Origin of the sequence: Erythrobacter sp. JK5, assembly GCF_018205975.1 — a bacterium.
GTDB lineage: Bacteria > Pseudomonadota > Alphaproteobacteria > Sphingomonadales > Sphingomonadaceae > Erythrobacter.
This window is the reverse complement of sequence record NZ_CP073577.1, coordinates 957,966-983,293: the sequence shown is the minus strand read 5'-3', so window position 1 is coordinate 983,293 and position 25,328 is coordinate 957,966. Positions and strand designations below refer to the sequence as shown.

The 25,328-nt window shown below is 63.1% G+C and carries 25 protein-coding genes and 1 pseudogene; 16 read left to right on the top strand and 10 right to left on the bottom strand.

What is annotated here, in order from left to right:
- The first annotated feature begins 63 nt into the window (after positions 1-63).
- The 9 genes and pseudogenes from KDC96_RS04770 to mazG all read left to right on the top strand — a co-directional run bounded on the left by KDC96_RS04770 (position 64) and on the right by mazG (position 7,997).
- Positions 64-1,053, top strand: a complete 990-nt coding sequence (locus KDC96_RS04770) for a lytic transglycosylase domain-containing protein (RefSeq protein ID WP_249171993.1) — start codon at positions 64-66, stop codon at positions 1,051-1,053.
- 120 nt (positions 1,054-1,173) lie between these two features.
- Entirely contained in the window at positions 1,174-2,277 is a 1,104-nt protein-coding gene (locus tag KDC96_RS04765; protein ID WP_249171926.1) for a D-alanyl-D-alanine carboxypeptidase family protein, read from the top strand.
- Positions 2,274-2,908, top strand: a pseudogene (tmk, locus tag KDC96_RS04760) (dTMP kinase). Before KDC96_RS04765 ends, tmk begins: the two are co-directional and overlap by 4 nt.
- Positions 2,908-3,870, top strand: coding sequence for a DNA polymerase III subunit delta' (locus KDC96_RS04755; RefSeq protein WP_212451135.1), 963 nt, complete (start codon positions 2,908-2,910; stop codon positions 3,868-3,870). Before tmk ends, KDC96_RS04755 begins: the two are co-directional and overlap by 1 nt.
- Positions 3,863-5,446 carry a methionine--tRNA ligase gene (gene metG, locus KDC96_RS04750; RefSeq protein ID WP_212451134.1) on the top strand — a complete coding sequence of 528 codons (1,584 nt, stop codon included), beginning with the start codon at positions 3,863-3,865 and terminating at the stop codon, positions 5,444-5,446. The genes KDC96_RS04755 and metG overlap by 8 nt, the downstream gene beginning before the upstream one ends.
- Complete coding sequence (locus KDC96_RS04745; protein ID WP_212452403.1) at positions 5,446-6,222, top strand: TatD family hydrolase; 777 nt, start codon at positions 5,446-5,448, stop codon at positions 6,220-6,222. Before metG ends, KDC96_RS04745 begins: the two co-directional genes overlap by 1 nt.
- Entirely contained in the window at positions 6,219-7,001 is a 783-nt protein-coding gene (locus tag KDC96_RS04740) for an MBL fold metallo-hydrolase (RefSeq protein WP_212451132.1), read from the top strand. The genes KDC96_RS04745 and KDC96_RS04740 overlap by 4 nt, the downstream gene beginning before the upstream one ends.
- Positions 6,998-7,180, top strand: coding sequence for a hypothetical protein (locus KDC96_RS04735; RefSeq protein WP_212451130.1), 183 nt, complete (start codon positions 6,998-7,000; stop codon positions 7,178-7,180). The genes KDC96_RS04740 and KDC96_RS04735 overlap by 4 nt, the downstream gene beginning before the upstream one ends.
- 49 nt (positions 7,181-7,229) lie before the next feature.
- On the top strand, positions 7,230-7,997 hold the full coding sequence (gene mazG / locus KDC96_RS04730) for a nucleoside triphosphate pyrophosphohydrolase (protein WP_212451128.1): 768 nt from the start codon (positions 7,230-7,232) through the stop codon (positions 7,995-7,997).
- Between the two features lie 7 nt (positions 7,998-8,004).
- On the opposite strand, the gene hflX is transcribed toward mazG, so the two are convergent.
- The 7 genes from hflX to dusB form a co-directional block, all read right to left on the bottom strand.
- Positions 8,005-9,303 (bottom strand): GTPase HflX, encoded by a 1,299-nt coding sequence (gene hflX, locus KDC96_RS04725; RefSeq protein WP_212451126.1) that lies wholly within the window; start codon positions 9,301-9,303, stop codon positions 8,005-8,007.
- Between the two features lie 17 nt (positions 9,304-9,320).
- Complete coding sequence (gene hfq, locus KDC96_RS04720) at positions 9,321-9,893, bottom strand: RNA chaperone Hfq (RefSeq protein WP_212451124.1); 573 nt, start codon at positions 9,891-9,893, stop codon at positions 9,321-9,323.
- A gap of 167 nt (positions 9,894-10,060) precedes the next feature.
- Positions 10,061-11,449: a sigma-54 dependent transcriptional regulator gene (locus tag KDC96_RS04715; RefSeq protein ID WP_212451123.1), complete on the bottom strand. Its 1,389-nt coding sequence runs from the start codon at positions 11,447-11,449 to the stop codon at positions 10,061-10,063.
- A 34-nt stretch (positions 11,450-11,483) separates the two neighbouring features.
- Entirely contained in the window at positions 11,484-13,724 is a 2,241-nt protein-coding gene (locus tag KDC96_RS04710) for an ATP-binding protein (protein WP_212451122.1), read from the bottom strand.
- A gap of 60 nt (positions 13,725-13,784) precedes the next feature.
- Complete coding sequence (locus tag KDC96_RS04705; protein ID WP_212451121.1) at positions 13,785-15,203, bottom strand: sigma-54 dependent transcriptional regulator; 1,419 nt, start codon at positions 15,201-15,203, stop codon at positions 13,785-13,787.
- Positions 15,200-16,324, bottom strand: coding sequence for a nitrogen regulation protein NR(II) (locus KDC96_RS04700; protein ID WP_212451120.1), 1,125 nt, complete (start codon positions 16,322-16,324; stop codon positions 15,200-15,202). Before KDC96_RS04700 ends, KDC96_RS04705 begins: the two co-directional genes overlap by 4 nt.
- A 5-nt stretch (positions 16,325-16,329) precedes the next feature.
- Positions 16,330-17,346, bottom strand: a complete 1,017-nt coding sequence (gene dusB, locus KDC96_RS04695) for a tRNA dihydrouridine synthase DusB (RefSeq protein ID WP_212451119.1) — start codon at positions 17,344-17,346, stop codon at positions 16,330-16,332.
- Positions 17,347-17,423: 77 nt separating this feature from the next.
- Here dusB and KDC96_RS04690 point away from each other — a divergent pair, with 77 nt between their 5' ends.
- The 3 genes from KDC96_RS04690 to KDC96_RS04680 are packed head-to-tail and all read left to right on the top strand — an operon-like array spanning position 17,424 to position 19,659.
- Positions 17,424-18,590, top strand: a complete 1,167-nt coding sequence (locus KDC96_RS04690) for a bifunctional 2-C-methyl-D-erythritol 4-phosphate cytidylyltransferase/2-C-methyl-D-erythritol 2,4-cyclodiphosphate synthase (protein ID WP_212451117.1) — start codon at positions 17,424-17,426, stop codon at positions 18,588-18,590.
- Positions 18,590-19,135: a hypothetical protein gene (locus tag KDC96_RS04685; RefSeq protein ID WP_212451115.1), complete on the top strand. Its 546-nt coding sequence runs from the start codon at positions 18,590-18,592 to the stop codon at positions 19,133-19,135. The genes KDC96_RS04690 and KDC96_RS04685 overlap by 1 nt, the downstream gene beginning before the upstream one ends.
- Before the next feature lie 11 nt (positions 19,136-19,146).
- Complete coding sequence (locus KDC96_RS04680; protein WP_212451113.1) at positions 19,147-19,659, top strand: CinA family protein; 513 nt, start codon at positions 19,147-19,149, stop codon at positions 19,657-19,659.
- Here the strand turns inward: KDC96_RS04680 and KDC96_RS04675 are convergent.
- Positions 19,620-20,081 (bottom strand): type II toxin-antitoxin system RatA family toxin, encoded by a 462-nt coding sequence (locus KDC96_RS04675; protein ID WP_212451111.1) that lies wholly within the window; start codon positions 20,079-20,081, stop codon positions 19,620-19,622. The genes KDC96_RS04680 and KDC96_RS04675 overlap by 40 nt on opposite strands.
- On the bottom strand, positions 20,081-21,028 hold the full coding sequence (gene lipA / locus KDC96_RS04670) for a lipoyl synthase (protein WP_212451110.1): 948 nt from the start codon (positions 21,026-21,028) through the stop codon (positions 20,081-20,083). The genes KDC96_RS04675 and lipA overlap by 1 nt, the downstream gene beginning before the upstream one ends.
- Positions 21,029-21,159: 131 nt before the next feature.
- Here lipA and KDC96_RS04665 point away from each other — a divergent pair, with 131 nt between their 5' ends.
- From KDC96_RS04665 to KDC96_RS04650, 4 genes are read left to right on the top strand one after another with little or no spacing between them, the layout of a single operon-like run.
- Positions 21,160-22,149, top strand: coding sequence for a sodium-dependent bicarbonate transport family permease (locus tag KDC96_RS04665; protein ID WP_212451109.1), 990 nt, complete (start codon positions 21,160-21,162; stop codon positions 22,147-22,149).
- Positions 22,146-22,454 (top strand): P-II family nitrogen regulator, encoded by a 309-nt coding sequence (locus KDC96_RS04660; RefSeq protein WP_212451108.1) that lies wholly within the window; start codon positions 22,146-22,148, stop codon positions 22,452-22,454. Before KDC96_RS04665 ends, KDC96_RS04660 begins: the two co-directional genes overlap by 4 nt.
- A gap of 33 nt (positions 22,455-22,487) precedes the next feature.
- Positions 22,488-23,129: a carbonic anhydrase gene (locus tag KDC96_RS04655; RefSeq protein WP_212451107.1), complete on the top strand. Its 642-nt coding sequence runs from the start codon at positions 22,488-22,490 to the stop codon at positions 23,127-23,129.
- 39 nt (positions 23,130-23,168) lie between these two features.
- Positions 23,169-23,897, top strand: coding sequence for an NYN domain-containing protein (locus tag KDC96_RS04650; protein WP_212451106.1), 729 nt, complete (start codon positions 23,169-23,171; stop codon positions 23,895-23,897).
- Between the two features lie 78 nt (positions 23,898-23,975).
- Here the strand turns inward: KDC96_RS04650 and KDC96_RS04645 are convergent, their stop codons facing one another.
- Entirely contained in the window at positions 23,976-25,319 is a 1,344-nt protein-coding gene (locus KDC96_RS04645; RefSeq protein WP_212451104.1) for a hypothetical protein, read from the bottom strand.
- Positions 25,320-25,328 lie beyond the last annotated feature (9 nt).

The following is a 25,328-nucleotide window of genomic DNA, read 5'->3' as shown; positions in this document are numbered from 1 at the left end:
CATGAGCCCTTCAAAGCCCTTGCTATCGCCGCCGCCCTTTCATCCTGCCTCGCGGTGGGGTCGATTTCACCCGAGCCGGTCCGTGCGCAGCAATACCAGGCGCGCGACGGGATCGAATTCGGCGCCTATCTCGAGCTGCTCAAGGCGCGCGCCCGCGCCGAGGGCGTGAGCGAGGCGACACTCCAGAGGATGACCGGCGGGCTTACGCCCAACGACCGCGTGATCAGCCTCGATCGCGGTCAGCCGGGTCGCCCGACGGTGCGCGGCTATCCGGCGCTGGCGCCGTATATCGCAACCCACGTGAATTCGACCCGCATCGCCGGCGGTCGCAGCGTCTACCGCGATTACGGCACGACCTTGCGCCGGATCGAGAACGATTACGGGGTGCCTGCAGAAATCGTGGTCGCGATCTTCGGTCACGAGACCAGCTACGGTCGGATTCGCGGCGATTTCGATCTCGCGCGCAGTCTCGCGACGCTGGCCTGGGAAGGTCGGCGGCGTGAGCTGTTTGCCAATGAATTCATTGCCTTGATGAAAGTTGCGGACAAGGGCTATTCGCGTCAGGAACTCGTCGGCAGCTATGCCGGCGCGTTCGGCAATCCGCAATTTCTTCCCTCGGTCTATTTGCGCCTGGCAACCGACGGCGATGGCGACGGGCGGGCCAATATCTTCACCAACCGGGCCGACACCTTTGCCTCGATCGCCAATTATTTCCGCGATGCCGGGTGGCGCCCGGGCCAGCCGTGGGGCGTGCGCGCTTACGTTCCCGACAATTTCGATATCGATGCCTACAAGACCGAGCTGGTCGCGCCGGTCTGTCCACGCGTTCACGAACGCCACAGCCAGTGGAAGACCGTCCGCGAGTGGCGCGCGCTCGGCGTACAACCGCAGCGACCGCTCGCGGAAGACACTCTGGTCTCGCTGTTCCAGCCCGACGGACCGGGCGCGCCGGCCTGGCTGCTGACCGGCAATTACCGTGCGATCCTCGAATACAATTGCTCGAACTACTACGCGATGAGCGTCGGATTGCTGGCCGACGAAATCGTGAACTAACGCGGCAGTGCGCCTCGCCATGGCGGGGGCGGGGGCTATAGCGCGCGGGTGATTGCGAAGAATTCCAGGGTGCTTGCGGCCGGCTGTCTCGTATGGGCAGCCGCGATTCTGAGCGTGCCCGTGGCGGCGCAGAAAAATCCAGCAGCAGTGCTGCCTCCCGAAGACCAAGCACCGATCGCGTTGCTGGTCGACATTTCGAGCGGCCAGATCCTGCACGAACGCAACGCCGATCGCCGGTTTGTACCGGCATCCATCACCAAGGCGATGACGATCTTCCTTGCCTTTGAGCTGATGGAGGAGGGAAGGCTGGATCCGCGGCAGACATTCTCCGTGCGCCCGGAGACGTGGCGCGAATGGAACGGCAAGGGTTCGACCATGTGGATCGCGCCGGAAAACCCCGTACGGGTTGCGGATTTGCTGACCGGGATAGCCACGGTTTCGGCGAACGACGCGTCCATCGTGCTTGCCGAAGGGGCCGCGGGCTCGGTGGCCGCGTGGACCGAGCTGATGAACGCCAAGGCGCGCGAGCTCGGGATGACGAACAGCCATTTCGCGACGCCTAATGGCTGGCCCGACGAGGGGCGAACGTTCACGACCGCGCGCGATCTCGTGCGGCTTGCCGAGGCGATGGTGGCGCGCCATCCGAAGAAGTTCGCGCAATACGTCGGCCGTCCCGAGTTCCTCTGGAACGGAATTTCACAGCCCAACCATGATCCGATGATCGGCAGGGTGAAGGGCGCCGATGGCATCAAGACCGGCTTTACCAATGAGGCGGGGCACGGATTTCTCGGGACCGCGCGGCGCGGAAACCAGCGGCTAGTGATGGTGTTGGCTGCAGCCGATGGCTACGGCTCGCGCGCGCGCAATTCCCGCTCCTACATCGAATGGGGCTTTTCCGCATTCGAACGCCGCCGTCTGTTTGCGCAGGGTCAGCAGGTCGGGTTTGCACGGGTGCAGGACGGGTCTGCGCGCAGCATCGCACTCGTCACCGATCGGCCCGTTTACGTGAACGTTCCGCAACGACGCAGCGCAGAGCTGGCTATGGCGATCCGCTACGACGGCCCGCTGCGCGCGCCGTTCGAGGCGGGCGATCGGGTCGCCATTCTCGAAGTCACGGTGCCGGGAATGGAGCCCGCGCGCATACCGCTGATGGCGCGGCATTCGATCGAACGCGCAGGGCCTTTCGCGCGCCTCTGGAACGGCATCGCCGAGTGGTTCTCGTGACCGGTCGGTTCATCGCGTTCGAAGGCGGGGAGGGGGCCGGCAAGTCAACCCAGGCGCGGATGCTGGCGGTCGAACTCCAGTCGCGCGGCATCGCGGTGGAGGAAACGCGTGAACCGGGTGGGACGCCCGGGGCCGAGGCGATCCGCAACCTGCTGTTGTCTCCACCGGGTGAAGGTTGGGAACCCGCTGCGGAAGCCCTGCTGTTCGCCGCCGCGCGTTCGGACCATGTCGCACGTCGTATTCGCCCGGCGCTGGCCGCCGGAACCTGGGTGGTGTGCGATCGCTTCGTGGATTCGAGCCGTGCCTATCAGGGAGGGGCAGGGGTCTTGGGGACGAGGCGATAACCACCCTTCACGGCTTCGGCAGCGGTGGGTTGCGACCCGATCTGACCGTGCTGATAGAAGTCGGCGAAGCGACCGTGCGCGATCGGCTTGCGCAACGCGACGGCGAGCAAAGCGACGCCATCGGCGGGCGCAGCGCGGACTATCATCGCAAGGTCGCGGCGGCGTTTCGCGCCCTTGCGCAAGCCGACCCGCAAGGCTTTGCGATCGTCGACGGCGGCGGCAGCGCCGATCAGGTCCACACGCGCGTCGTCGCCGCGATCGCCGACCGCTTCCCGGAATTTTCGTGATGGAATGGCCCAATCACGCAAGCCCGTGGCGCGAGTGGCGCGAGGCGATGACGGGCGCAAGGATGCACCATGGCTGGATTCTCGCGGGCAAGAGCGGTTTGGGAAAGCTCGAGTTCGCCTTTGCTGCTGCGCGCGAACTCGTCGCCGAGCATGGGGTGGGTGCCCCGGCAGAGCATCCGGACATCATCTCCGTCACCTATAGCGCCAAAGACGAGAAAGAGGAGAAGAAGCAGGCAGACGGAAAGGATTTCGAACTCTCCAGAGTAATACGTGAGCGCGATATCGGACGAATGCAGCGAAAGCTCCAGACCCGCCCCACGATGAGTTCCCGACGCGTTGTTATCGTGTTTCCGGCCGACGACATGAACACTCATGCTGCGAACAAGCTTCTGAAAAGTCTGGAAGAGCCACCCAAGGGCACCTTTTTCATCCTTGTCTCGCATCGCCCGGCGCGTTTGCTCCCGACCATCCGGTCGCGCTGCCGCGTTCTCCGGTTTCCGCTGCTGACCGACGATCAGCTGCGCCAAATGCTCGCCAAAAACGATGCGGTTCCGGATAACGCTTCGCGTGAGGCGGCGATGAAGGCCGCGAGCGGTTCCTACGGGGCGGCGCTGGGCTTCATCGAGCAGAATCTCGGACCCGTCGCCGCGCTGATCGCACGGCTGCTGCAAGAAGAAGATCTGGCATTTTCGGGGCGCGGAGATCTGGCGCGGGCGATCGGGCCGAGGGCGGATCGCGAGCGTTTGCAGGCGGTGATGGAGCTTGCGCAATCGATGGTAGCGGAGGCTGCGCGTCAGGCGCAGTCTTCCGAACATCGCGCACGCCTGATCGATGCGCATGCCGCCCTGGTGAGGCTGGCGGGGCAGGCACCGACCTACAATTTCGACACCGGACTTTTGACGCTGGAAATCGGCACCTTGCTTGTGGGCGCGAGCGCCGCTAGCGACCGGGCCGATGTCTGAAACCGACAAGACCCCGTTCTATATCACCACGGCGATCAACTATCCCAACGGTCGCCCGCATATCGGCCATGCCTATGAGGGGATTGCGACCGACGTCGTGGCGCGATTCCAGCGGCTGATGGGCCGCGATGTGCGGTTCATCACAGGCACCGACGAACATGGGCTGAAGATGGACCAGACGGCGCGCAAGGCGGGTCGGGCGACAATCGACCTCGCTGATGAAATGTCAGGCTATTTCCGCGAGATGTGCTCGAAACTGAATATCGAATATGACGAGTTCGTGCGCACCACCGAGCCGCGCCACCACGCGGCGAGCGTGGCACTGTGGAAGCGGATGGAGGCGGCGGGCGATCTCTATCTCGATCGCTATGAAGGCTGGTACTCGATTCGCGACGAGGCGTTTTATGACGAGAGCGAGCTGACCGATGGCGAGGGCGGGGCGAAGCTTTCGCCGCAGGGAACCCCGGTCGAATGGACCGCCGAGGAGACGTGGTTCTTTCGCCTGTCGAATTATCAGGACAAGCTGCTGGCGCTGTATCGGGACCAACCCGAGTTTATCCGCCCGGCAAGCCGTCGCAACGAGGTGCAGCGCTTCGTCGAAGGCGGACTGAAAGATCTGAGCGTCTCGCGCACCAGTTTCGACTGGGGTGTGCCCGTGCCCGACAGCAAGGGGCACGTCATGTATGTATGGGTCGACGCGCTCACCACCTACATGACCGGTGTCGGCTTTCCCGACAGCGATGGCGAGATGTTCCAGCGCTACTGGCCCGCCGACATCCACATGATCGGCAAGGATATCGTGCGTTTCCACGCGGTCTATTGGCCCGCGTTCCTGATGAGCGCCGGTCTGCCGCTGCCGAAACAGGTCTTCGGCCACGGCTTCCTGCTCGCGCGTGGCGGCGAGAAGATGAGCAAGAGCGCTGGCAATGTCGTCGATCCGATGGAATTGGCGGAGCAATTCGGCGTCGACAATCTGCGCTACTTCTTCATGCGCGAAATCGCCTTCGGGCAGGACGGGAGCTATTCGGCAGAGGCCATCGTCACGCGCGCGAATGCGGAGCTCGCCAACAGCTTCGGCAATCTGGCGCAGCGCACGCTATCCATGCTCGTGAAGAACATGGACGGCGTGCTGGAGACATTCGAAAGCCATCAAGCCGACGATGATCTGCTTGGCACCGTAGCCGATGCGTGCCGCAACATCTTGCCGGACGAGTTCGACAAGCTGGCTTTCTCCTACGGGATCGAGGCTTGGGTAAAGGCGGTCTATGCCTGCAACCAGTATGTCGATGAGCAAGCTCCGTGGGCGCTCAAGAAAACCGATCCTGAGAGAATGAAGGCAGTGTTGCTCACGCTGTTCATGGCTCTTCGCGATCTCGCCATCGCGATCCAGCCTGTGGTGCCCGAAAAGGCCGCTTCGCTGCTCGATCAGCTCGGCATCCCCGACAGCGAACGGAGCTTTGCCGATCTCGCCGATAGCGAGTGGTACACACGTCTTGTCGAGAGCGGCTTTGCGGTGGGGAAGCCGACGCCGATCTTCCCGCGGCTTGAATTGCCTGAAGCCGTCGAGAGCGAATGATGCTGATCGATAGTCACTGCCACCTTGAGTACAAAGGACTGGTCGAAGATCAGGCCGGCGTTCTCTCCCGCGCTCGCGAGGCGGGGGTGGGGGCGTTCCTCAATATCTCGACCAAGCAAAGCGAGTGGGAACAGGTTGTCGCCACCGCGACGCGCGAAAGCCACGTCTTTGCCAGCGTCGGCATTCACCCGCATGAGGCCGACGGGCACGAAGATCTGGGCAGGGCGGTGCTGCTCAACGCGACCGAGAACCCGCGCGTCATCGCGATCGGGGAAACGGGTCTCGATTATTACTACGAACATTCGGATCGCGAGAACCAGGCAAAGCTGTTTCGCATGCATATCGATGTGGCGCGAGAAACGGGACTTCCGGTCATCATCCACACCCGCGATGCCGAGGACGACACATACGAAATCCTCGAAGACGAGCTGGCTAAGGGCGCATTTCCCGCGCTGATCCACTGTTTCACCGCGTCGCAGGCGTTCGGGCGCAAAGTACTCGATCTGGGGCTGACGATTTCGTTGTCCGGCATCGTGACTTTCAAGAATGCGAAGGATTTGCAGGAAACCGCCAGGCAGGTTCCTGACAATCGCCTGCTGGTCGAGACCGACAGCCCGTTCCTCGCGCCGGTTCCGCACCGCGGCAAACCGTGCGAACCGGCTTTCGTCGCCGATACGGCGCGGTTCGTTGCCGGATTGCGCGGTGTCGATCCCGCACTGCTGGCCGGGCAGACTACCGCCAATTTCGCACGACTGTTCGACAAGGCTGGTCTGTGAAGCTCATCATGCTCGGTTCGGGTACGTCCACGGGGGTACCCCGGGTCGGCGGCACGGATGGAACCGGCGACTGGGGCGATTGCGACCCGGCAGAGCCGCGCAACCGCAGGTCGCGGGTTTCGATCGTGGTCGAAAGCGACGAAGGCAAGCGGCTGCTGATCGATACGTCTTCGGATTGCCGCGCGCAGCTTCTGGCCAACCGGATCAATGCCGTCGACGCGGTGTTCTGGACGCACGACCATGCGGATCATTGCCACGGGATCGATGATCTGCGGGTCATGCGCTACGGGCGCGGAGGGCCGCTCCCGGGTTACGCATCATCCGATACGGTCAGACGGCTTCGACAGCGTTTCGGTTACGTGTTCGCTGGCCAGGACGGGTATCCGACCATCATAAATCTCGACACCCTCGACCGCTTGAAGATCGTCGCGGGTTTCGGGGTCGACTGGTGCCAGATGGAACACGGTCCGGGCGAAACCACCGGTTACCGTTTCGAAGCGGACGGAAAATCGATTGCCTATGCCACCGATTTCAGCGCCATTTCCGATAACATGGTTGAGCTGTTCGAAGATGTCGACATTCTGGTCAGCGATTGCCTGCGGCGCGAACCGCATCCAACGCACGCGCATCTTGCGATGGCGATCGAGTTGGCCGAGCGTTCGGGCGCAAAGCAGCTGGTGTTGAGCCACCTCGACAAGAGCATGGATTATCGCTCATTGGTGGAAGAGACACCGGATCATGTCGTGGTCGGCTATGATGGATTGGAGATTGTTGCATGACTGAAGGAGCGCTGATTTCAATCGTTGCCATGATCGGCTGGCTGATCCTGGTCGGCAGCGCGCTGTCATCGTACAAACTCGGCTGGAGCAAGATTGCGCGCCTGGCGCTGACGTGGGGCGCAATTTTTGGTGGGTTCTTCCTGTTGGCGTATCTGTTCGGAGCAAAGCTGCCGAATTGATGGGCCCTCAGATTTAACATAATATATATTATCAGTCTCAAGGATCGGAATGACCGACACCGCCCCACCGGCACAACTAACCCGTCTGCTGTCGATCATGGCGCGGCTGCGCGATCCCGAGCGCGGATGTGACTGGGATCTGGCGCAAGACTTTGCCAGCATTGCGCCCTATACGATTGAAGAAGCATACGAAGTTGCCGACGCCATCGAACGCGGCGATCTTGCCGATCTCAAGGACGAACTCGGCGACTTGCTGCTCCAGGTCGTATTCCACGCACGCATGGCGGAGGAAGCCGGCACGTTCGCCTTCGCCGACGTTGCACGCTCGATCAGCGACAAGATGGAAACGCGCCATCCGCACATCTTCGGCGATGAAGGCGGATCGATGGGCGAAACGCGGTGGGAAAATCTCAAGGAAGCGGAGCGGGCCGAGAAAGGCGCAACCAGCGCCCTCGATGGCGTCGCGCTAGCGCTACCTGCTCTGATGCGCGCCCAGAAGCTCCAGAAACGCGCCGCGCGCACCGGCTTCGACTGGCCCGATCCGAGCGGATCGGAGGCCAAGATTACCGAGGAAATCGATGAACTTAAACGAGCAACCTCGGAAACAGGAAAGTTCGAGGAAGCCGGAGATCTGCTATTCGCAGTAGTCAATTTCGTGCGCGCGCACGGCATCAGCGCGGAAGACGCCCTAAGGGCCGCCAATGCGAAATTCGAACGTCGCTTTCGCGCCATGGAAAGCCTTGGCGGCGGCGCGTTTCCCGGGCTTTCGCTCGATCAGCAGGAATCGCTGTGGCAGCGGGTGAAGGGCGACGAATAGCCCGCTCCTACAGAGTGCTGTACTGTCCGAGTTCCTTGGGATTGAGCCGGACGGTGAAGCGCCGCAAGGGTCCGTGCTCTCCTTGACCGGCATCCTCATCCGCGAGGATCTCACCGTGCGCGTGTAGCCATGCGATCCGGCGACCGTCGCTGGCAGGCAGCGTCACGGTCAATTCCTCCGCCTTCTGGGTCAGCATCTCAGCCAGGCGGTCGGCAAAATCGTCGATTCCGGCCCCGCTCGCGGCAGAAAGCATTACCGCGCCCTGCCCTGCGGCTGCCTCCGCCAGTTCGGCGACGCGTTCGGGGCCAAGCAGATCGACCTTGTTCCACACTTCGAGGATCGGGATCTCGCCGAGCCCGCTTTCCGGATCGACCACGCCCAGGTCGGCGAGCACTTCCATCACCTGCTTCTTCTGCGCCGCATGCGCTGGATTGGCCATGTCGCGCACGTGACAGATGATGTCTGCACCGGTCACTTCCTCCAGCGTGGCGCGGAATGCCGCGACCAGCTGGGTCGGCAAATCGGAAATGAACCCCACCGTGTCCGACAGGATGGCCTTTTCCACACCGGGCAGACTGATCGCCCGCATCGTCGGATCGAGAGTGGCGAACAGCAGATCCTCGGCCATCACGTCCGCGCCCGTCAGGCGGTTGAAGAGCGTCGATTTCCCCGCATTGGTGTAGCCGACCAGGGCGATCACCGGCCACGGTGCCCGGCCGCGTCGCTCGCGATGCAGCGTGCGGGTCTTGCGCACCTGTTCGAGCTCGCGCCGCAGCCGCGCCATCCGCTGGCGGATCATCCGGCGGTCGGCCTCGATCTGGGTTTCGCCCGGACCGCCGAGAAATCCGAAGCCGCCGCGCTGGCGCTCAAGGTGAGTCCAGCTCCGTACGAGACGGCTCTGCTGGTAATCGAGATGCGCCAGCTCGACCTGGAGCCGTCCTTCGGCAGTGGCCGCGCGCTCGCCGAAGATTTCCAGGATCAGCCCGGTGCGGTCGATCACCTTGCGTTTGAGCTTTTCCTCGAGATTGCGCTGCTGGATCGGCGACAGCGCGCCATCGACAATCACCAGTTCGGCTTCGTGCTGTTCGCACCAGGTCGCAATGTTCTGCACCTGACCTGATCCGAACAGGGTGTTCGGCTGCATTTGCCGCACAGGAATGATCGCGGTGTGCGCAATCACCACGCCAATCGCCAGCGCGAGCCCCTCGGCCTCGGCGAGCCGCTCGGCTGCGTCGAGATCGTAGGTAAAGGCCCTGATATCCGGGCACAGGACAAGGGCCCGCGCACCGCGGGTAACCTCGTCCATCAAGTCATCGTCGAAGCTCAGTCTTCGGTCCCTTCCCCGTCTTCCTCATGATCGCTGAGGTCGACCGGGCTGGCGGGTTGAACCGTCGAGACCGCGTGCTTGTAGGCAAGCTGCACTGCCCCATCCCGTTCGAGCAGCATGCAGAACAGGTCGAACGCGGCGATCCGGCCTTGCAACATCACGCCATTCACCAGAAACATCGTGACCTGGACGTGCGCGTCGCTGACCCGAGTGAGGAACACGTCCTGCAGAAGCCGCTGCTTCTTGCTTCCCGAACGGTTCTGAAACTGGCTGGCATCGACCGACTGGCCGGGCATGATGGTCGAGATCGCGTGTTTGTAGACCAGCTGCGATTGCCCGTCGCGGCGCAGCAGGATCGAGAAATTGTCGAACCAGGTGACGATCCCCTGCAGCTTGACGCCCTTGACCAGAAACATCGTGACCGGGGTCTTGTTCTTGCGCAGCAGGTTCAGGAAAGCGTCTTGCAGATTTCCTTGCGGGTTGCCTGCCCTGCCTCCGCCTTCGTCGACCAAAGGTTCGCTGGGGGCGCTTGATACAGGGCGCGGGGAGAGGGTCCGCCCATTTGTCATTGATTTCGCTCCTTGTTTTTGGCGGCCGTCATTACGGTCCGCATATCCGGCGCACGGGACAGCCCACCCATCCGGGCACCAGTAACCTATAATGACGTGTGTGTGGCATTGGAGCAATGCCTGAATTGTTGCGGGATTTGGGAGGTTTGGCGGCAATCGCCGCACGTTCAGTCCTTGCGGGCGCTTTCGCGGCGCTCGGCCATGCCCAGCAGCTTGAGCTTGCGGTGCAATGCCGATCGTTCCATCCCGATGAAGGTCGCTGTCTTGGAAATGTTGCCCGAGAACCGGCGAATCTGAATCGTGAGATATTCGCGTTCGAAACTTTCGCGCGCTTCGCGCAAAGGCACGCCCATCATGGCGGAGAGCCCCTGCCCCGAAGCCGCGAGGCGCCCGCCGGTGATTTCGGCCGGCAACATATCGGGTTCGACCACTTCGAGCCGCTCGCGCGGGGTCATGATGATCGTGCGTTCGACGACGTTGCGCAGCTGGCGTACATTGCCGGGCCAATCGTAGGATTGCAGCGCCGCCATGGCTTCTTCGGAGATTTCGGGCGGAGCGATGCCCTGATCGGTGGAGTAGCGGGTGAAGAAATGCTCGGCGAGCGCGGGAATGTCGTCGCGCCGGTCCGCGAGTGAGGGGATCGAGACGGGGACCACGTTCAATCGATAGAACAGATCTTCGCGAAAGCGCTTTTCTTCCATCTCTTCGTTGAGGTCGCGCGAAGTCGAGGAAACCACTCTGACATCGACCCCGATCTGCCGCGTGCCGCCAACGCGCACGAAGCTTTGTTCGGTAAGAACACGCAGGATACGGGCCTGGGTATGGAGCGGCATGTCGGCGACTTCGTCGAGATACAGCGTCCCGCCGTCGGCCAGTTCCAGCAGACCCGGTCGCACCTGTTTGCCGTCGGCTTCCTCGCCGAACAGCTCCTGTTCGAACCGTTCGGGGGTGATCCGCGCCGAGTTGACCGTGACGAACGCCTTGTCGTCCCGTGTGCTCCAGGCGTGCAGCAGCCGCGCGGCGACTTCCTTGCCCGCACCTGGTGGGCCCGAGATCAGCACCCGACTGCCGGTATTGGCCACACGTTTGAGCGTCGCGCGGACCGTGTTGATGGCGGAGGAATTGCCGGTGAACTCGGCGCTGCCCCAGCTGCCTTCGCGCAGCCGCGTGTTCTCGCGCCGCAACCGCTCGGTCTCCGTCGCGCGTTCGACCAGCAGCAACAGGCGTTCGGCCTCGAACGGCTTCTCGATGAAATCGAGTGCGCCGCGGCTCACCGCTGCAACCGCGGTGTCGATGTTGCCGTGGCCGGAAAAGATAATCACGGGCAGGTCGGGTTCGCGCAGCTTGATCGCGTCGAGCAGCTCCAACCCGTCCATCTCGCTGCCGTGAAGCCACACGTCGAGCAGCACGAGGCTCGGCCTTCGCTCGTCGATCGCGGCAAGCGCGCCGGTGCTGTCGGCAGCGGTGCGGCATTCGTAGCCTTCGTCCCCCAGCACGCCGGAAACCAGCTCGCGAATGTCGCGTTCATCGTCGACGATCAGGATTTCGAGCGCCATGCGCAACTCCTCGGAAAGGGGGTGGGAAGAGCCATCAGGCTGGCTCGCTTTCGGTCAGCTCGGGATCCCGCGCGAAGCGCAGGACGACAGTGGTTCCGCCACTGGAGCTCGCGGCGAAGCTCATGTCGCCGCCATGTTCGTCGACGATCTTGTTGACGATCGCGAGGCCCAGTCCCGTGCCCTTTTCGCGGGTGGTGACATAGGGCTCGGTCAATCGGTCGCGATCCATCTGCAGCCCGATTCCGTTGTCTTCGACGATGATTGTGAGAAGATGTCCGTCCGGACAGATCTTCACCGAAATGGAACCGGCATATTCGCCCTGCGCCTCGGCCGCACGGGCTTCTACCGCTTCGACCGCGTTCTTGAGCACGTTTGTCATCGCCTGACCGATCTGGTGGCGATCGCAATTGATCATGCGGTTTTCGAGGCCTTGCGTGGAGACGGAAAACTCGATCCCGGAATGGGCGACTTCCTGCAGGAACACCGCTTGCCTGACGAGATCGACGGCGTCCTCGTTGCGAAACACCGGCTTGGGCAGGCGGGCAAAGGATGAAAACTCGTCGACCATCTTCCTCAGATCGCCGACCTGGCGGACGATGGTGCTGGTAAGCTCGTCGAACAGTTCCCCGTCGGCTGCCTCGATCTGCTTGCGATAGCGCCGCTTGAGTCGCTCGGTCGCGAGCTGAATCGGCGTCAGCGGGTTCTTGATCTCGTGCGCGATTCGCCGCGCCACGTCGGACCATGCAGCCTGGCGCTGGTCGAGCAATTGCCGCGTGATATCTTCGAAAGTTATGACGTGTCCGCTGCTGCCCGGCGCGACCTTTACCGCCAGAGTGAGCAGTTCGTTGCCCTTGGCGTGAGTGACGATCGCCCGCTCGCGCCGCTCGCGCACCATCTGGCAAATTTCGGGAGACAACTTGTCGAGCGAATGGCCGACGAGATCGTCCGGTGCGGCATGGCACAGTTCCTCATCTGCGAGCAGCGCCTGCGCCGACCCGTTCATCAGGGTTACGCGGCTATCCTTGTCGACCGAAATGACACCGGCGGTGACCGATTCCAGCACCGCTTCGGTAAAGGCGCGGCGATCGTCGAGCTGCCGGTTGGCGCTCACCAGCGCCTTGTTCTGCTTTTCGAGCTGCGCGGTCATGCGGTTGAAGGCGCGGTTCAGCAGCCCGATCTCGTCGGCTCCCGTCCGCCCTTCCACCCGCAGCGCGAAATTCCCCTGCCCCACTTTGCGCGCGGCACCGACCAGATCGGTGAGCGGTTCGACCTGGCGATCGGCAAACCGCAGCGCAAACCAGATCGCAAGACCGACTAGCACCAGGCTGACCAGCACCAGGGCTATGTTGAACCGCAATTGCAGGGTACGCGCGTCGCGCGTTAGGGTGTCGTAAGCGGCGGCGATCGCCTGCGCGCGCGACCACGAATTGAACATCGTCGCTTCGGTGTTCCGCGCGTTGTAGAGGTAAATTCCGCTCTCTGCGTCGATCGGCGCCAGCGCGGATATCCGCGTCGGCGATCCCTCGACCACGACGAATTCTCCCTTGTCGAGCCGAGGCAGTGCGGTCTCGCTGAATTCGAGCGGGCGATTGTCTTCGACCAGATTCATGATCGCTGCGGTGCGCAGCGATCCGTCGTCGAGCCGTTGCAGGATCGCGCTTTCAGAGATTTCGCGCGCCTGCGCCTGGAAGGCGTAGAGATCGGGGAAATCGGCATCGGACAGCGGTACGCGGCTGATGATGAAGCGCATGTCGCTGGCCATCGTCACGGTCTCGTCCTGCACTTCGCGCTGGTTCGCATCGTAATAGCTCTGCGCCAGCTCTCGCGAGTTCTGCATCAGCCCACGCGAATCGTCCGAAAACCAGAAATCAACTCCCGACTGGAACAGGAACGCCGCAAACCCGGCAACCAGCAGGGTCGGAATCGCCGCGATCAGCGAAAAGAAGAAGACCAGGCGCACGTGCAGCCGCGCGGTGCTGCCCGCCGCCCTGCGCAAGGCCAGCCTTCGCCCGATCAGGACCAGCAGTGCCATCGCCGGGACCAGCGTTGCCATCAGCAGCAGCGAAACCTGCATGGTGGGCAGCAGCTCACCCTGCGGGGGCGCTTGCGAATAGGCTGCGTAGGTGGCGACGATCGCCGCGAGCAGCGTCAGAGCCGAAGCGATCTCGAGCCACAGGAACACGTTGGCCTTGCGCGAGGCGACGATGAACCGACGCCACCAACGCGGCGAATGGCGTGGCGGTTGGCGCCCGGGATTGGCCACAGCCTCGTTCATCGTTGCGAGATTACAACTGCTGTGTTGCACAAATGCAAGCCGAAAATGCTTCGGCCTGCGTCAGGCCGGTCTTGCGAAGCGATCAGGCTCGATTGCGAGATCGCCGATCCGTTTGCGCAGCGTGTTGCGATTGATCCCGAGCAGCTGAGCCGCGCGCAACTGGTTGCCGCTGGTCTGCGTGAGCGCATGCTCGATAAGCGGCTTCTCGAGCGCAGCCAGCGCGCGGTGATAGACCGCGCCAGGCGGGGGTGCAGTTTCCGCCAGCCACCGTTCAAGCGCTTCGGCAATGCCGCCGGTGCCCGTCGCGGCGTTACCCGGGGCTTGCTCTACGCCGATGATGTCCTGCAGGCTCGCGGCATCGATCACGTCGTCACGCGCCATCAACGCCAGGCGATAGACGACATTGCGCAATTCCCTGACATTGCCGCGCCAGTTGCGCATTTCGAGCCGCGCGATGGCATCGGCGGTGAGCTGCCTGCGCGGCAATCCGTCCTCGGCTGCCTGGATCAGGAAGTGCTGCGACAGGACCTCGATATCCTCGCGCCGCTCGCGCAAGGGAGGCAGTTCGATCGGCACGACATTGAGCCGGTAGAACAGGTCCTCGCGAAACGCTTCGGCTGCGATCATCGGGGCAAGGTCGCGATTGGTCGCCGCGATGATTCGCACGTCGACCGCAATTTCCTGCCGACCGCCTACCCGGCGAATGCGCCCCGATTGCAGCGCGCGCAGCAATCTGGTCTGCGCCTCGGAGGGCATGTCACCGATCTCGTCAAGGAAAAGGGTCCCGCCGTTGGCCTGTTCGAACTTGCCGATCGCCTGCGCGATCGCCCCGGTGAAAGCCCCCCGCTCGTGCCCGAACAGCTCGCTTTCGACGAGGTCCGAGGGAATCGCGGCGGTATTGACCGCAACGAACGGTCCGGTGCGGCGGCTGCCGAGCTGGTGAATGGCTTCGGCCACCAGTTCCTTTCCGGTGCCGCTCTCGCCGGTAATGAGCACGGTCAGGTCGTTGCGCAGCACCCGCGTGATCATCCGGTACACGCCCTGCATCGCCGGGCTTCTGCCGACCAGCGGCATGCCATCGGGTTCCGCCTCGGGTGCCGGTTCGACGGAATCGCGCCTGGAGCCTGCGGCCTGATTTACTGCCTGAACCAGTTCATCGAGATCGAACGGCTTGGGAAAATATTCGAACGCGTCGCTGTCGCTGGCCCGCACCGCTGTATCGAGCGTGTTCTGGGCTGACAGCACGATGACCGGCATGGAGGGGGCCACATTCCGAACTGCATCGAGCGTCGCTAATCCGTCGCCGTCTTCCAGCATGACGTCGGTCAACATGACGTCGTAGGTGCGGGCCGAAAGGTTTCCATCGCGCGCTGCGACGCTGGTGCAGCGATCGATGGAAAAGCCTTCGTCTTCGAGCGCGGCGGTGATGACCGTCGCGATTGCACCATCGTCTTCGACAAGGAGCACGGTGCGGCTCATGATGCGCTATCCGCTACGCCCAGCGGCAGATGCAGGCGAAAATGCGTCAATCCGGCGCGGCTGTCGCGTTCGTGGCTGACGCTGCCGTTCATGTCGCGCACCAGCTTCCGAACCAGCGCGAGACCCAGTCCCTGCCCCGATTTCTTCGACGAGACGAATGGTTCGAACACGTGCTCGCGCATCGCCGCATCGATTCCCGCACCATTGTCGCTGACGGTGATCTCGATCGGGAGCCGCACCATCCGGCCAAGGCGAATGGCGCTGAAGGCAAGCCCGCTGACGAAGCGGGTTTGCACGACGATCTCCGGCCGGGCATCGCCCATCGCCGCATCGCGGGCGTTCGACACCAGATTGATCAGCACCTGTTCCAGCGCGTCACGATTGGCCATGACGGGCGGCAACGAGGGATCGAATTCCTCGCGGATCGTCACCCCCTCCGCACCGGCTGCGCGCACGGTAGCGATCGCGGAACGGATCGCTTCGTGCGGGTTGCACGGGATGAGCGGTTCCGCCCGGGTGCTGCCCAGCTGCTGCATCCGATCGATCAGCCGCGCAATCCGATCGACCTCGTCGGTGATCATCCGCGCCAGCTTCTTGTCGCCGTGCGGCAGCTTGCGCGCGACCAGCTGCCCTGCCCCGCGAATGGCGGCAAGCGGGTTCTTGATTTCGTGCGCCAGAATTGTCGGCGCTCCGAGCGAGGATTCCCCGCTGTCGTCGCGCGCGTTTTCCTCGTGTGCAATCTCGGACAGCGTCACCACCCGCCATCCCGGATATCCCGAAACCGGCGATACCGTGAGGTTGACGCGCTTCTCGGTCCCACCAGCCGCAATCACCTGATCGCGCGCGACCAGCGCCGCTTCCGGATCGGCCAGCCGCTCCGCGACGCGATTGCCGACCGTGCCGATCGTGTCGATCAGCATCTGCCCCACGAACCGCTTGGCGCTGGTGCCGAACAGGTTCTCTGCCGCGTGGTTGGCCTCTACGATCCGCAATTCGGGATCGACCAGCAGCACTGCGAAGATCAGGCCCCCGACTTGCGCGGCGGCGTCGGGGCGCCCGCCTTGCGCGCAGTCGGTGTCCGCCCCTTGCCCTTCAGCCTCGCCAGTGGCTGCATCGGTCATCACGCTCACGCTGCGCGGCGCCTCAGGAACGGTTCGTAGAAGCGCTCGATCTCGCCGAGCACTTCGTCCGGATCGTCGATGAAATTGGCCTTGTTGCGGAACTCCGCCGAGCCGTGCATTCCCTTCGTATACCAGCCGAGGTGCTTGCGCGCGATCTTGGTGCCCACGTTGCGCCCGTAATGTTCGAGCATTCGTTGATAATGTTCAACAAGCGTTTGATACTGCTCGTCAAAGCTGGGTGTCGGAATGGATTCACCGGTGCGCCACCAGTGCATCACCTGCCCCAGCAACCACGGCTTGCCATAGGCTCCGCGCCCGATCATCAGCCCGTCCGCGCCCGACTGCTCCAGCGCCTTCGCAGCATCCTCGATCGTACAGATATCGCCATTCACGATGACGGGGATCGACACCGCTTCCTTGACCTTGCGGATGAAGGACCAGTCGGCGTGCCCCTTGTACATCTGGTTGCGGGTCCGGCCGTGTACGGTGATCATCCTGACGCCCAGATCCTCGGCAATCCGCGCCATTTCGGGCGCGTTGAGGCTCTGGTGATCCCAGCCCATCCGCATCTTTACCGTGACCGGCACATCGACCGCCTTGACCGTGGCTTCCATCAGCCTCGTCGCCAGCGGTACCTCGCGCATCAGCGCCGAGCCTGCGAACTGCCCCACCACCTTGCGCACGGGGCAGCCGAAATTGATATCGATGATCGCCGCGCCGTTGCCTTCCTGGAGCTTGGCGGCTTCGGCCATCGAGCCCGGATCGCAACCGACCAGCTGCATCGATACCGGTTCTTCGGTCTTGTCCCACTCGGCCTTCTGGATCGACTGGCGCGTCTCGCGGATTGCGGCCTCGCTCGCGATCATTTCGGTCACGTTGAGGCCCGAACCATAGCGCCGCACCAAGGTGCGAAACGGCATGTCGGTCACGCCAGTCATCGGCGCGAGCAACACCGGCTCGGCGATGGTCACCGGACCGATGTGGATCGGCTTCAAGGCCGGAGCGGAGGGAAGCGTCGTCATGGGTGGAGATGCCTAATAATTGGGCAGCGCATAGTGGATTGCGGAAATGCCGTCCAGACCCTAAGCGCTCCCCCGCAATGACCGACCCCCAGCCCACCCCCTCATTCGCAGCGATCGTGGTTGCGGCAGGGAAAGGATTGCGCGCGGGCGGCGAGACGCCCAAGCAGTTCCGCCACTGGCGCGGCAAGCCCTTGCTTCGCCATTCGGTTGAAACGCTCGCGAGCGCCGGTGCCTCACCCTTGATCATCGTTGTGTCCGACGATGGCGAAGATACGGCGCGCGCGGCGCTTTCCGGGGTTGTTGCCGTAAAATTCATCACCGGTGGCGAAACCCGCCAGGTTTCGGTGCGCAAGGGGCTCGAAGCGATCGAACGGGAATGCCCGGAAAACGTGCTGATCCATGACGCGGCGCGACCGGATCTGCCCCGAGCGGTTATCAAGCGCCTCCTTACGGCCCTTGCTGCCCATTCCGGCGCCATCCCGGTGCTGCCGGTGGTCGACAGTCTTGCGATTGCCCACGAAAGCGGCACGATGGAGGGATCGGCTGACAGGGACCGGCTCAAACGGGTTCAGACCCCCCAGGCGTTCCGCTACGCTGAAATACTGAGGGCGCACAGAAATTGGGCAGGCGATCCGATCGCGGGGGACGATGCGCAAGTGCTTGCACAGAATGGGGGCACAGTCGCGCTGGTCGAGGGCGATGAGCGCCTACGCAAAATCACTTACTCTGAGGACTTCATGACGTCACCCGCTTCCCCGTTGTTCAGGATCGGTCAGGGTTTCGACGTGCATCGTCTCGTCGAAGGCGAGGAATTGTGGCTGTGCGGCGTGAAGATCGAACACGATAAGGGATTGTCCGGGCATTCCGATGCCGATGTCGCGCTGCACGCCATTACCGATGCCGTGCTTGGCGCGATCGGGGATGGCGATATCGGCACGCATTTTCCGCCCGGCGATCCGCAATGGTCGGGCGCGCGTTCTGGGCGGTTCCTCGAGCATGCGGTCGAAATTGCCCGCGATGCCGGATACACAGTGGGCAATATCGACCTCACCATCATCTGCGAGGCGCCGAAAATAGGCCCGCACCGCCCTGCCATGCGCGCCGAAGTCGCCCGACTGGCTGCGCTCGACGAGGCCGCAGTCAGCATCAAGGCGACCACCACCGAACGCCTCGGCTTTACCGGGCGCGGCGAAGGGATCGCTGCGCAGGCCATCGTTTCTCTTACCCGAACGGAGCAATCCTGATGTCGAAACCGTTTCTTGCCGCTTGCGCGGCCTTGCTGGCGCTCGCCCAGCCCTCGCTCGCCCATGCGCAAAACGGGTGCGTCGCGGCGGCCGACGTATCTGCGGGCGTGATATACACCATGCCGATCGCGTACGACGCGGCGCGGACCGTGTGCCGCAACCAGTTCAAGCCCGATGGGTTCGTCGCGCGCAAAGGCGACACGTTCATTGCACCCTTCCGGGCCAGGCAGAGCGGTAGCTGGCCGGGCGCATTTCGCGTGCTCAAGACCTACATGAACAGGCAGGCCGATCCCAAGGCGACTGGCGGCGTCGATCTCAACGCGATGATTGCCAGCTTGCCGGATTCGACCCTGCGCCCGTTCGTCGATGGCACGGTGGGCCAGATGATCGCCAAGGAGATCAAGCCCGAGAATTGCGGTGACATCGAACGCGGGCTGGAACTGCTCAGCCCCCTGCCTACCGAGAACGTGGCCGGCCTGATGGCTTTCATCGCGGAAGTGGGGGAGTTCAAGAACCCCTCGATCTGTCCGCCCAAGAAGCAGTAGGGTCGCGGGCGATGACCGAATCCCTCCTGCCTTCGGACCTGATCGATCTTGCCGCCCGTGTTGTGAGCGAAAACGCAGCCGCCGGGCGCAGGATCGCGCTTGCGGAAAGCTGCACCGGGGGTCTCGTCGCCTCCGCGATTACCGAAATCGCCGGGTCGTCGGCGGTGCTCGATCGGGGGTTCGTTACCTATTCCAACGAAGCGAAGATGGAGGCGCTGGGCGTACCGCAAGAAATCATCGAAACGTTCGGTGCGGTATCGATCGCCTGCGTCTGGGCGATGGCGCAAGGTGCGCTCAAGCGGTCGAATTCCGATGTTGCGGTGGCAATCAGCGGTGTCGCCGGTCCGGGCGGCGGGACCCAGCTCAAACCGGTGGGGACCGTGGTGTTCGCCCGCGCCTATCGCAATCACGAAGGCGAACAGGAGGGGGAGCTCAAGCATTTCGACGGCGGCGACGGACCGGGCGCGCGCGCCTCCATCAGGCGTCAGGCGACGATCTGCGCGCTCGAATTGCTGTTGCCGTAAAGCTCGGCCGCGCGGCGTTCGAATGCTTCGACCATCCGCCGGAAGGCGCGGTCGAAATATTGCCCGGCCAGCCGTTCGAACATACGGTTCTTGAACGTGAAATCGACACAGAAATCGATCTCGCAGCTGCGCTCGTCGATTGGGCGGAAGGTCCAGACATTATCGAGATCGGACAGCGGGCCGTCGATATAGTGCACGTCGATCATGCGCGGGCGATCCTTCGTCACCCGTGACGTGAAGCTTTCCCGGATTGCCTTGAAGCCCACAACCATGTCCGCGATCATCTCGGTCTCGGTGTTCGAGCGGACCCGCGTGGCAATCACCCACGGCAGGAATTCGCCATAGCGCGCGACATCGGCGACCAGATCGAACATCTGCTCGGCGCTGTAGGGAAGCCTGCGGGTTTCTCTAATTCCAGGCATCAAATCTTTGCTTTGGCGAACTTTTCTTCCCGAGCGGCCTTCATTACCGCGAAATCGTCACCCGCGTGGTAGCTCGACCGCGTGAGCGGGCTCGACGCGACCTGCAAGAAACCCTTGGCCCGCGCGATCGCGCCATAGGCGTCGAATGCCTTGGGGGTCACGAACTCTTCGACCCGGGCATGCTTGGGCGTCGGCTGGAGGTATTGACCCATGGTGATGAAATCGACCTCGGCGGTGCGCATGTCGTCCATCACCTGGTGCACTTCGAGCCGCTGTTCGCCCAGCCCCAGCATGATCCCCGACTTGGTGAAGATCAGCGGGTTGTGCGCCTTCACCTCTTCGAGCAGCCGCAGCGACGCATAATAGCGCGCGCCGGGGCGGATCGTCGGGTACAATCGTGGCACGGTTTCGAGGTTGTGATTGTAAACATCCGGACCCGCTTCACAAATAGCCTCGACTGCGGCACGCATCTTGCCGCGGAAATCGGGAGTGAGGATCTCGATCGTGGTGTCGGGCGTGTTGCGGCGCAGCGCCTCGATCACCTTGACGAACTGCCCCGCCCCGCCATCCGGGAGGTCGTCGCGGTCGACGCTGGTAATTACGATATGTTCGAGCCCCATCTTCGCCGCAGCGATCGCGGTATTCTCGGGCTCCAGCGGATCGACCGCGCGCGGCATCCCAGTCTTGACGTTGCAGAACGCGCAGGCGCGGGTGCAGACATCGCCGAGGATCATCACCGTAGCGTGCTTCTTGGTCCAGCATTCGCCGATATTCGGGCACGCCGCCTCTTCGCACACCGTGTTGAGATTGAGCTCGCGCATTAGTTTGCGGGTCTCGTGATAGCCTTCGCTGACGGGAGCACGCACCCGGATCCAGTCGGGCTTGCGCTGGCGCGGCGGGCGGTCCGCCTGCGGATCGGGCTGCGGGGTGTTCGCGAGATCGTTCATGCCCGCTCATCTAGGCTGCCGCAGCGCCTGCCGCAAGCGCACCTTCCGCGCCCGAACGGCCATTCGGGAACGAATTCGATGCAACCTGTTTCGCTTTTCATGCACGCGCAGGATCGCTAACGGGGCACCCCATGTTCGACACCGCCATCCAGACCTTCACCTCGCCGGTGGTGTTGTTCTTTGTACTTGGCCTGCTCGCGGCCTTTGCGCGGTCCGATCTCGCCATCCCCGAGGCGATCGCCAAGGCGATGTCGCTGTATTTGATGGCAGCAATCGGCATCAAGGGCGGGGTTGCGATGTCGAAATCCGGGATCGACGGTACAGTGCTTTCGGCGCTCGGCACCGGGATCGCGGCGGGGTTCCTGCTGCCTTTCTTCGCCTATGCGGTGCTCAAGTCGTTCGGCAAGCTCGACCGGATCAATTCGGGGGCGGTTGCCGCGCATTACGGCTCGATCAGCGTCGTGACGTTCGTAACGGCGGTCGAGATCCTGACCAGCCAGTCGCGCGAGCCGGGCGGCTACATGGTCGCGGTGATGGCGGCGATGGAGGCACCCGCGATTCTGAGCGGCCTGCTGCTCGCGCGCGGTCTTGGCAGCAAGGAAGACGGCGCGCAAAGCACCGGCGAAATGCTGCATGAGGTGTTCACCAATTCGTCGATCGTTCTACTGCTCGGAGCGTTCGCCATCGGCATGCTCGCCGGTGAACGGGGTTTCGCCGAAGTGACGCCGTTCTTCGAAGCGGGGTTCAAGGGCGTGCTGTGCATCTTCCTGCTCGACATGGGTCTCATCGCGGCCCGCAGGATGATGGATTCGCGCGCCATTACCTGGCGCCTGACGGCGATCGCTATCTTTCTGCCGATTGTGAACGGTGTGGTGGGAACAGGTCTTGGCGCTGCAATCGGTCTCGATGCAGGATCGGCGGCCGCGCTCGGCGTCCTGTGCGCCAGCGCCAGCTATATCGCGGTGCCGGCCGCAATGCGCCTGGCCCTGCCGGAGGCGGATCCGGGCATCTACCTGACGATGTCGCTCAGCATCACTTTCCCCTTCAACGTGCTGGTCAATATCGGGCTCATCAGTGCATTTGCAGTCTATCTGACCGGCGGCGCAGGAGTTGGACCATGATCGAGACAGTGACACGCAAACGGATCGAAATCCTGACCGACGTGGCTCTGCAGAAGCGCGTGACGGACGCGATCGACGAAGCCGGGATCACCGGATGGACGATTGTTCCGGTTACTTCCGGCAAGGGCCGCGACGGGCCCTGGCGCGAGGAACGCGTGATGGGCACCGACAAGGTGTTCGTGCTGACGATAGCTGCGGAAGACAAGGCGATGGCGCTTGCCGAGGCGCTCGCTCCCGTGCTTACGAAATACGGCTTCATCCTGTCGATGTGGGATGTCGCGGTAATCCGGGGCGAGCGTTTCTAGGGACCGGCGCCCTCCCCGCGATCGGAGGGATCAATGCCTGAATATGCCGAGCTGCTGAGAGGATATCGCCGCTTTCGCGAGGAGACCTACCCGCGCCAGCGAGCCCGGTTCAAGGAAACCGCGATCGAGGGACAGAATCCCAAGCTGATGATCATCAGTTGCAGCGACAGCCGGGTCGATCCCGCGCAGATCTTCGACGTCGATCCGGGCGAAATCTTCGTGGTGCGCAACGTCGCGGCGCTGGTGCCGCCGTTCGAGACGACACCCGGCCTTCACGGCGTATCGGCGGCGGTCGAATTCGCGGTGCAGATGCTGGAGGTGAAGCAGATCGTGGTGATGGGGCATGGGCGGTGCGGCGGGTGCCAGGCGGCGCTGACGCAGAATTTCGCCTCGGCCGCGCCTGGCGAAGGCGGGTTCGTCGCCAACTGGATCAATCTCCTGAGCGAGGCCCGGCAGCCGGTGGCGGAAAAGCATGGCACCACGGGGCGCAAGGCCGAACTGGCGATGGAGTTTGCCGCGATCCGCCAGAGCCTTGCAAACCTGCGCACCTTCCCGTGGATCTCGGAGAAGGAAAAGGCGGGCTCGTTAAAGCTGCGCGGTGCCCATTTCTCGATCGTCGAAGGCATGCTCTATTCGCTCGACGAGGACACCGGCGAGTTCCTGCCGGAGGATTAATCGCTTGCCCTGCCCCCGCCCCGCGACCATCTAGCCGCCATGTCCGAATCCGAACTCAAGAACATCGCTCTGCTGATCGACGCAGACAACACGACGCCCGAAGGGATCGATCCGGTGCTGACGGTCATGGCCGAGCTTGGTCAGGTCAATATCCGGCGCGCCTACGGCAATTTTGCCAAGGACAATCTTGCCCGCTGGGACAAGATCACCAACAAGTTCGGCATCCGCCCGCAGCAGCAGTTCGATGTGTCCAAGGGCAAGAACGCGACCGACATGGCGATGACGATCGATGCGATCGACCTGCTCTATCAGGGCAAGGTCGATGGGTTCGGGATCATGACTTCCGACAGCGACTTCACCCCGCTCGTCACCCGGCTGCGGCAGGACGGGATCGTAGTCTACGGCTTCGGCGAATCGAAAACGCCGCAGGCGTTCAAGTCGGTCTGCACCCGGTTCATCGATATCAAGCAGCTGATCGCCAATTACGCTGCCGACAGGTCGGGCGAACGGAAAAGCGACAAGCCGGATGCCGGCGGCATGGTCGATGACGAGCTGATGGAGCTCATCACCGGGGCCTATTCCGAGGCGAAACGCGACGAGAAGGGTTATGCCAAGCTGCAGCAGGTCGGGCAGATCGCGGGAAACCGTTCCAGCTTCGACGTGCGCAATTACGGTTTCCAGAGCCTGTCCGAACTGTTCGGTACGCTCGACAACTTCCAGGTCGACCGCCGCTCCGACAATCAGATCTACGTCAAGCGGCTGCGCTGATTTCGCATGAAAAAGGGCGCCGGGATGGTCCCGACGCCCATGTTTTCTGCGTTGCCGTACGGATCAACGCTGCGCGGTTTATCCGCCGATGGTCGTATCGGCAGCCGTGGTGGCCGTTGCCGAGCCGCCCTGCTGCATGTCCGCATAGGCGCTCCACAGCTGCGCAATCGGCGCGCGCTGGCCCTGGACCTTGGCGAAGGTTGCCTGCGCCGCGTCGTGCTGCCCCATCGCGACCTGTGCGATCCCGAGGCGGGTCAACACGCGCGGGGTTTCGACGCCCGGCATGCCCAGGCTCTTCTCGTAGAACCGCGCTGCCTTGGCGTATTCGCCGTAGCTCAGGAATGCATCGCCCGCAGCGACGACGGTCCGCAGCGACGCGCCCGCCGCACCGGCATCTCTTTCAAGCGAGGGCAATTCGCGCCTGTCGACGGCAATCCGTCCAGTGGCGGTGGAAAGCGAATCCGCAAGAAAGATATCGTCACGGCTCAGGCTGCCCGACGCGTAGCCCTGCTCGATCAGGTTCTTGACCTCGAACGGAAGACGTCGCGCATCTGCCGCCTCGACGTAGATGATGTAGTCCTGCTTGTTCTGCAGCGCATCGACCTTGGCGCTAAGGCGCAATAGGTCGAGGATTTCCTGATCCCCGAATTCATTGAGATTGCGGGTGAGGTTGATCGCGTCGCGCCAGTTCTCGTTCGATGGGAAGCTTGTGAGCCAGCCCAGCGTGAAATCGTAGACTTCGGGAACGATCCGGTTGTTGTAGGCCACCGTCAGTCCGCGACGATACCAGCGTTCCTCGACCGGCTGGTTCATGCGCTGGCGATCCTTGATCGCCCCGTCGAGATAGGCGAGGCCTTCCTTGAAAAGTTTTTCCTGAAAGAAACTTTCGGCCATCGCGATCCGGAGGTCGGCCACCGTCACGCCCTGCGCAGAGAAATTGGTGGTGATCGCCTGCTGCAGGAACTGGCGCGATTTCGCGTACTGCTTCTGCCCGTCGGCCAGCTGGTAAGCGATGAAATTGTAGCGACCGACCTGCTCCAGCGGGACCTTGTTGCTGGCGAGCATGAGCTCCATCCCGGCCAGTTGCAGCGCAGGATCGTTGACCTTGATCGCGGCGTTGTAGATCATGCCGCCCGCAGCGATCTTCTCATCGTCGCTCTGCGCCAGCGGAACCAGCGCCAGCAGCTGCGGCTTGAGCGCATTCACGTCGGCACCCTCGGCATTCGCAGCTTCGTTGAGCGGCTGGTAGGCATCGACGAATTCCTTCGAATATGCCGAAGCCTGTTCCTTGTCCTTCTTCTTTTTCTTCTGGGCGTGCGCCGGCTCGGCATAGATCGCGCCAGTGGCGACAACGGCTCCGGTTGCGAGCGCGATCGCCAGCGCCATTCCGGATGCGCGCTTGCGCAGGTGAAAACCTTTCATCGGGTACCT

Bases quoted from the DNA above. Each gene is read 5' to 3' on its own strand.
- KDC96_RS04755 (WP_212451135.1), top strand. From the start codon at position 2,908: ATGGAATGGCCCAATCACGCAAGCCCGTGGCGCGAGTGGCGCGAGGCG.
- metG (WP_212451134.1), top strand. From the start codon at position 3,863: ATGTCTGAAACCGACAAGACCCCGTTCTATATCACCACGGCGATCAAC.
- KDC96_RS04745 (WP_212452403.1), top strand. From the start codon at position 5,446: ATGCTGATCGATAGTCACTGCCACCTTGAGTACAAAGGACTGGTCGAA.
- KDC96_RS04735 (WP_212451130.1), top strand. From the start codon at position 6,998: ATGACTGAAGGAGCGCTGATTTCAATCGTTGCCATGATCGGCTGGCTG.
- mazG (WP_212451128.1), top strand. From the start codon at position 7,230: ATGACCGACACCGCCCCACCGGCACAACTAACCCGTCTGCTGTCGATC.
- hflX (WP_212451126.1), bottom strand. From the start codon at position 9,303: ATGGACGAGGTTACCCGCGGTGCGCGGGCCCTTGTCCTGTGCCCGGAT.
- hfq (WP_212451124.1), bottom strand. From the start codon at position 9,893: ATGACAAATGGGCGGACCCTCTCCCCGCGCCCTGTATCAAGCGCCCCC.
- KDC96_RS04715 (WP_212451123.1), bottom strand. From the start codon at position 11,449: ATGGCGCTCGAAATCCTGATCGTCGACGATGAACGCGACATTCGCGAG.
- KDC96_RS04710 (WP_212451122.1), bottom strand. From the start codon at position 13,724: ATGAACGAGGCTGTGGCCAATCCCGGGCGCCAACCGCCACGCCATTCG.
- KDC96_RS04705 (WP_212451121.1), bottom strand. From the start codon at position 15,203: ATGAGCCGCACCGTGCTCCTTGTCGAAGACGATGGTGCAATCGCGACG.
- KDC96_RS04700 (WP_212451120.1), bottom strand. From the start codon at position 16,324: ATGACCGATGCAGCCACTGGCGAGGCTGAAGGGCAAGGGGCGGACACC.
- dusB (WP_212451119.1), bottom strand. From the start codon at position 17,346: ATGACGACGCTTCCCTCCGCTCCGGCCTTGAAGCCGATCCACATCGGT.
- KDC96_RS04690 (WP_212451117.1), top strand. From the start codon at position 17,424: ATGACCGACCCCCAGCCCACCCCCTCATTCGCAGCGATCGTGGTTGCG.
- KDC96_RS04685 (WP_212451115.1), top strand. From the start codon at position 18,590: ATGTCGAAACCGTTTCTTGCCGCTTGCGCGGCCTTGCTGGCGCTCGCC.
- KDC96_RS04680 (WP_212451113.1), top strand. From the start codon at position 19,147: ATGACCGAATCCCTCCTGCCTTCGGACCTGATCGATCTTGCCGCCCGT.
- KDC96_RS04675 (WP_212451111.1), bottom strand. From the start codon at position 20,081: ATGCCTGGAATTAGAGAAACCCGCAGGCTTCCCTACAGCGCCGAGCAG.
- lipA (WP_212451110.1), bottom strand. From the start codon at position 21,028: ATGAACGATCTCGCGAACACCCCGCAGCCCGATCCGCAGGCGGACCGC.
- KDC96_RS04665 (WP_212451109.1), top strand. From the start codon at position 21,160: ATGTTCGACACCGCCATCCAGACCTTCACCTCGCCGGTGGTGTTGTTC.
- KDC96_RS04660 (WP_212451108.1), top strand. From the start codon at position 22,146: ATGATCGAGACAGTGACACGCAAACGGATCGAAATCCTGACCGACGTG.
- KDC96_RS04655 (WP_212451107.1), top strand. From the start codon at position 22,488: ATGCCTGAATATGCCGAGCTGCTGAGAGGATATCGCCGCTTTCGCGAG.
- KDC96_RS04650 (WP_212451106.1), top strand. From the start codon at position 23,169: ATGTCCGAATCCGAACTCAAGAACATCGCTCTGCTGATCGACGCAGAC.
- KDC96_RS04645 (WP_212451104.1), bottom strand. From the start codon at position 25,319: ATGAAAGGTTTTCACCTGCGCAAGCGCGCATCCGGAATGGCGCTGGCG.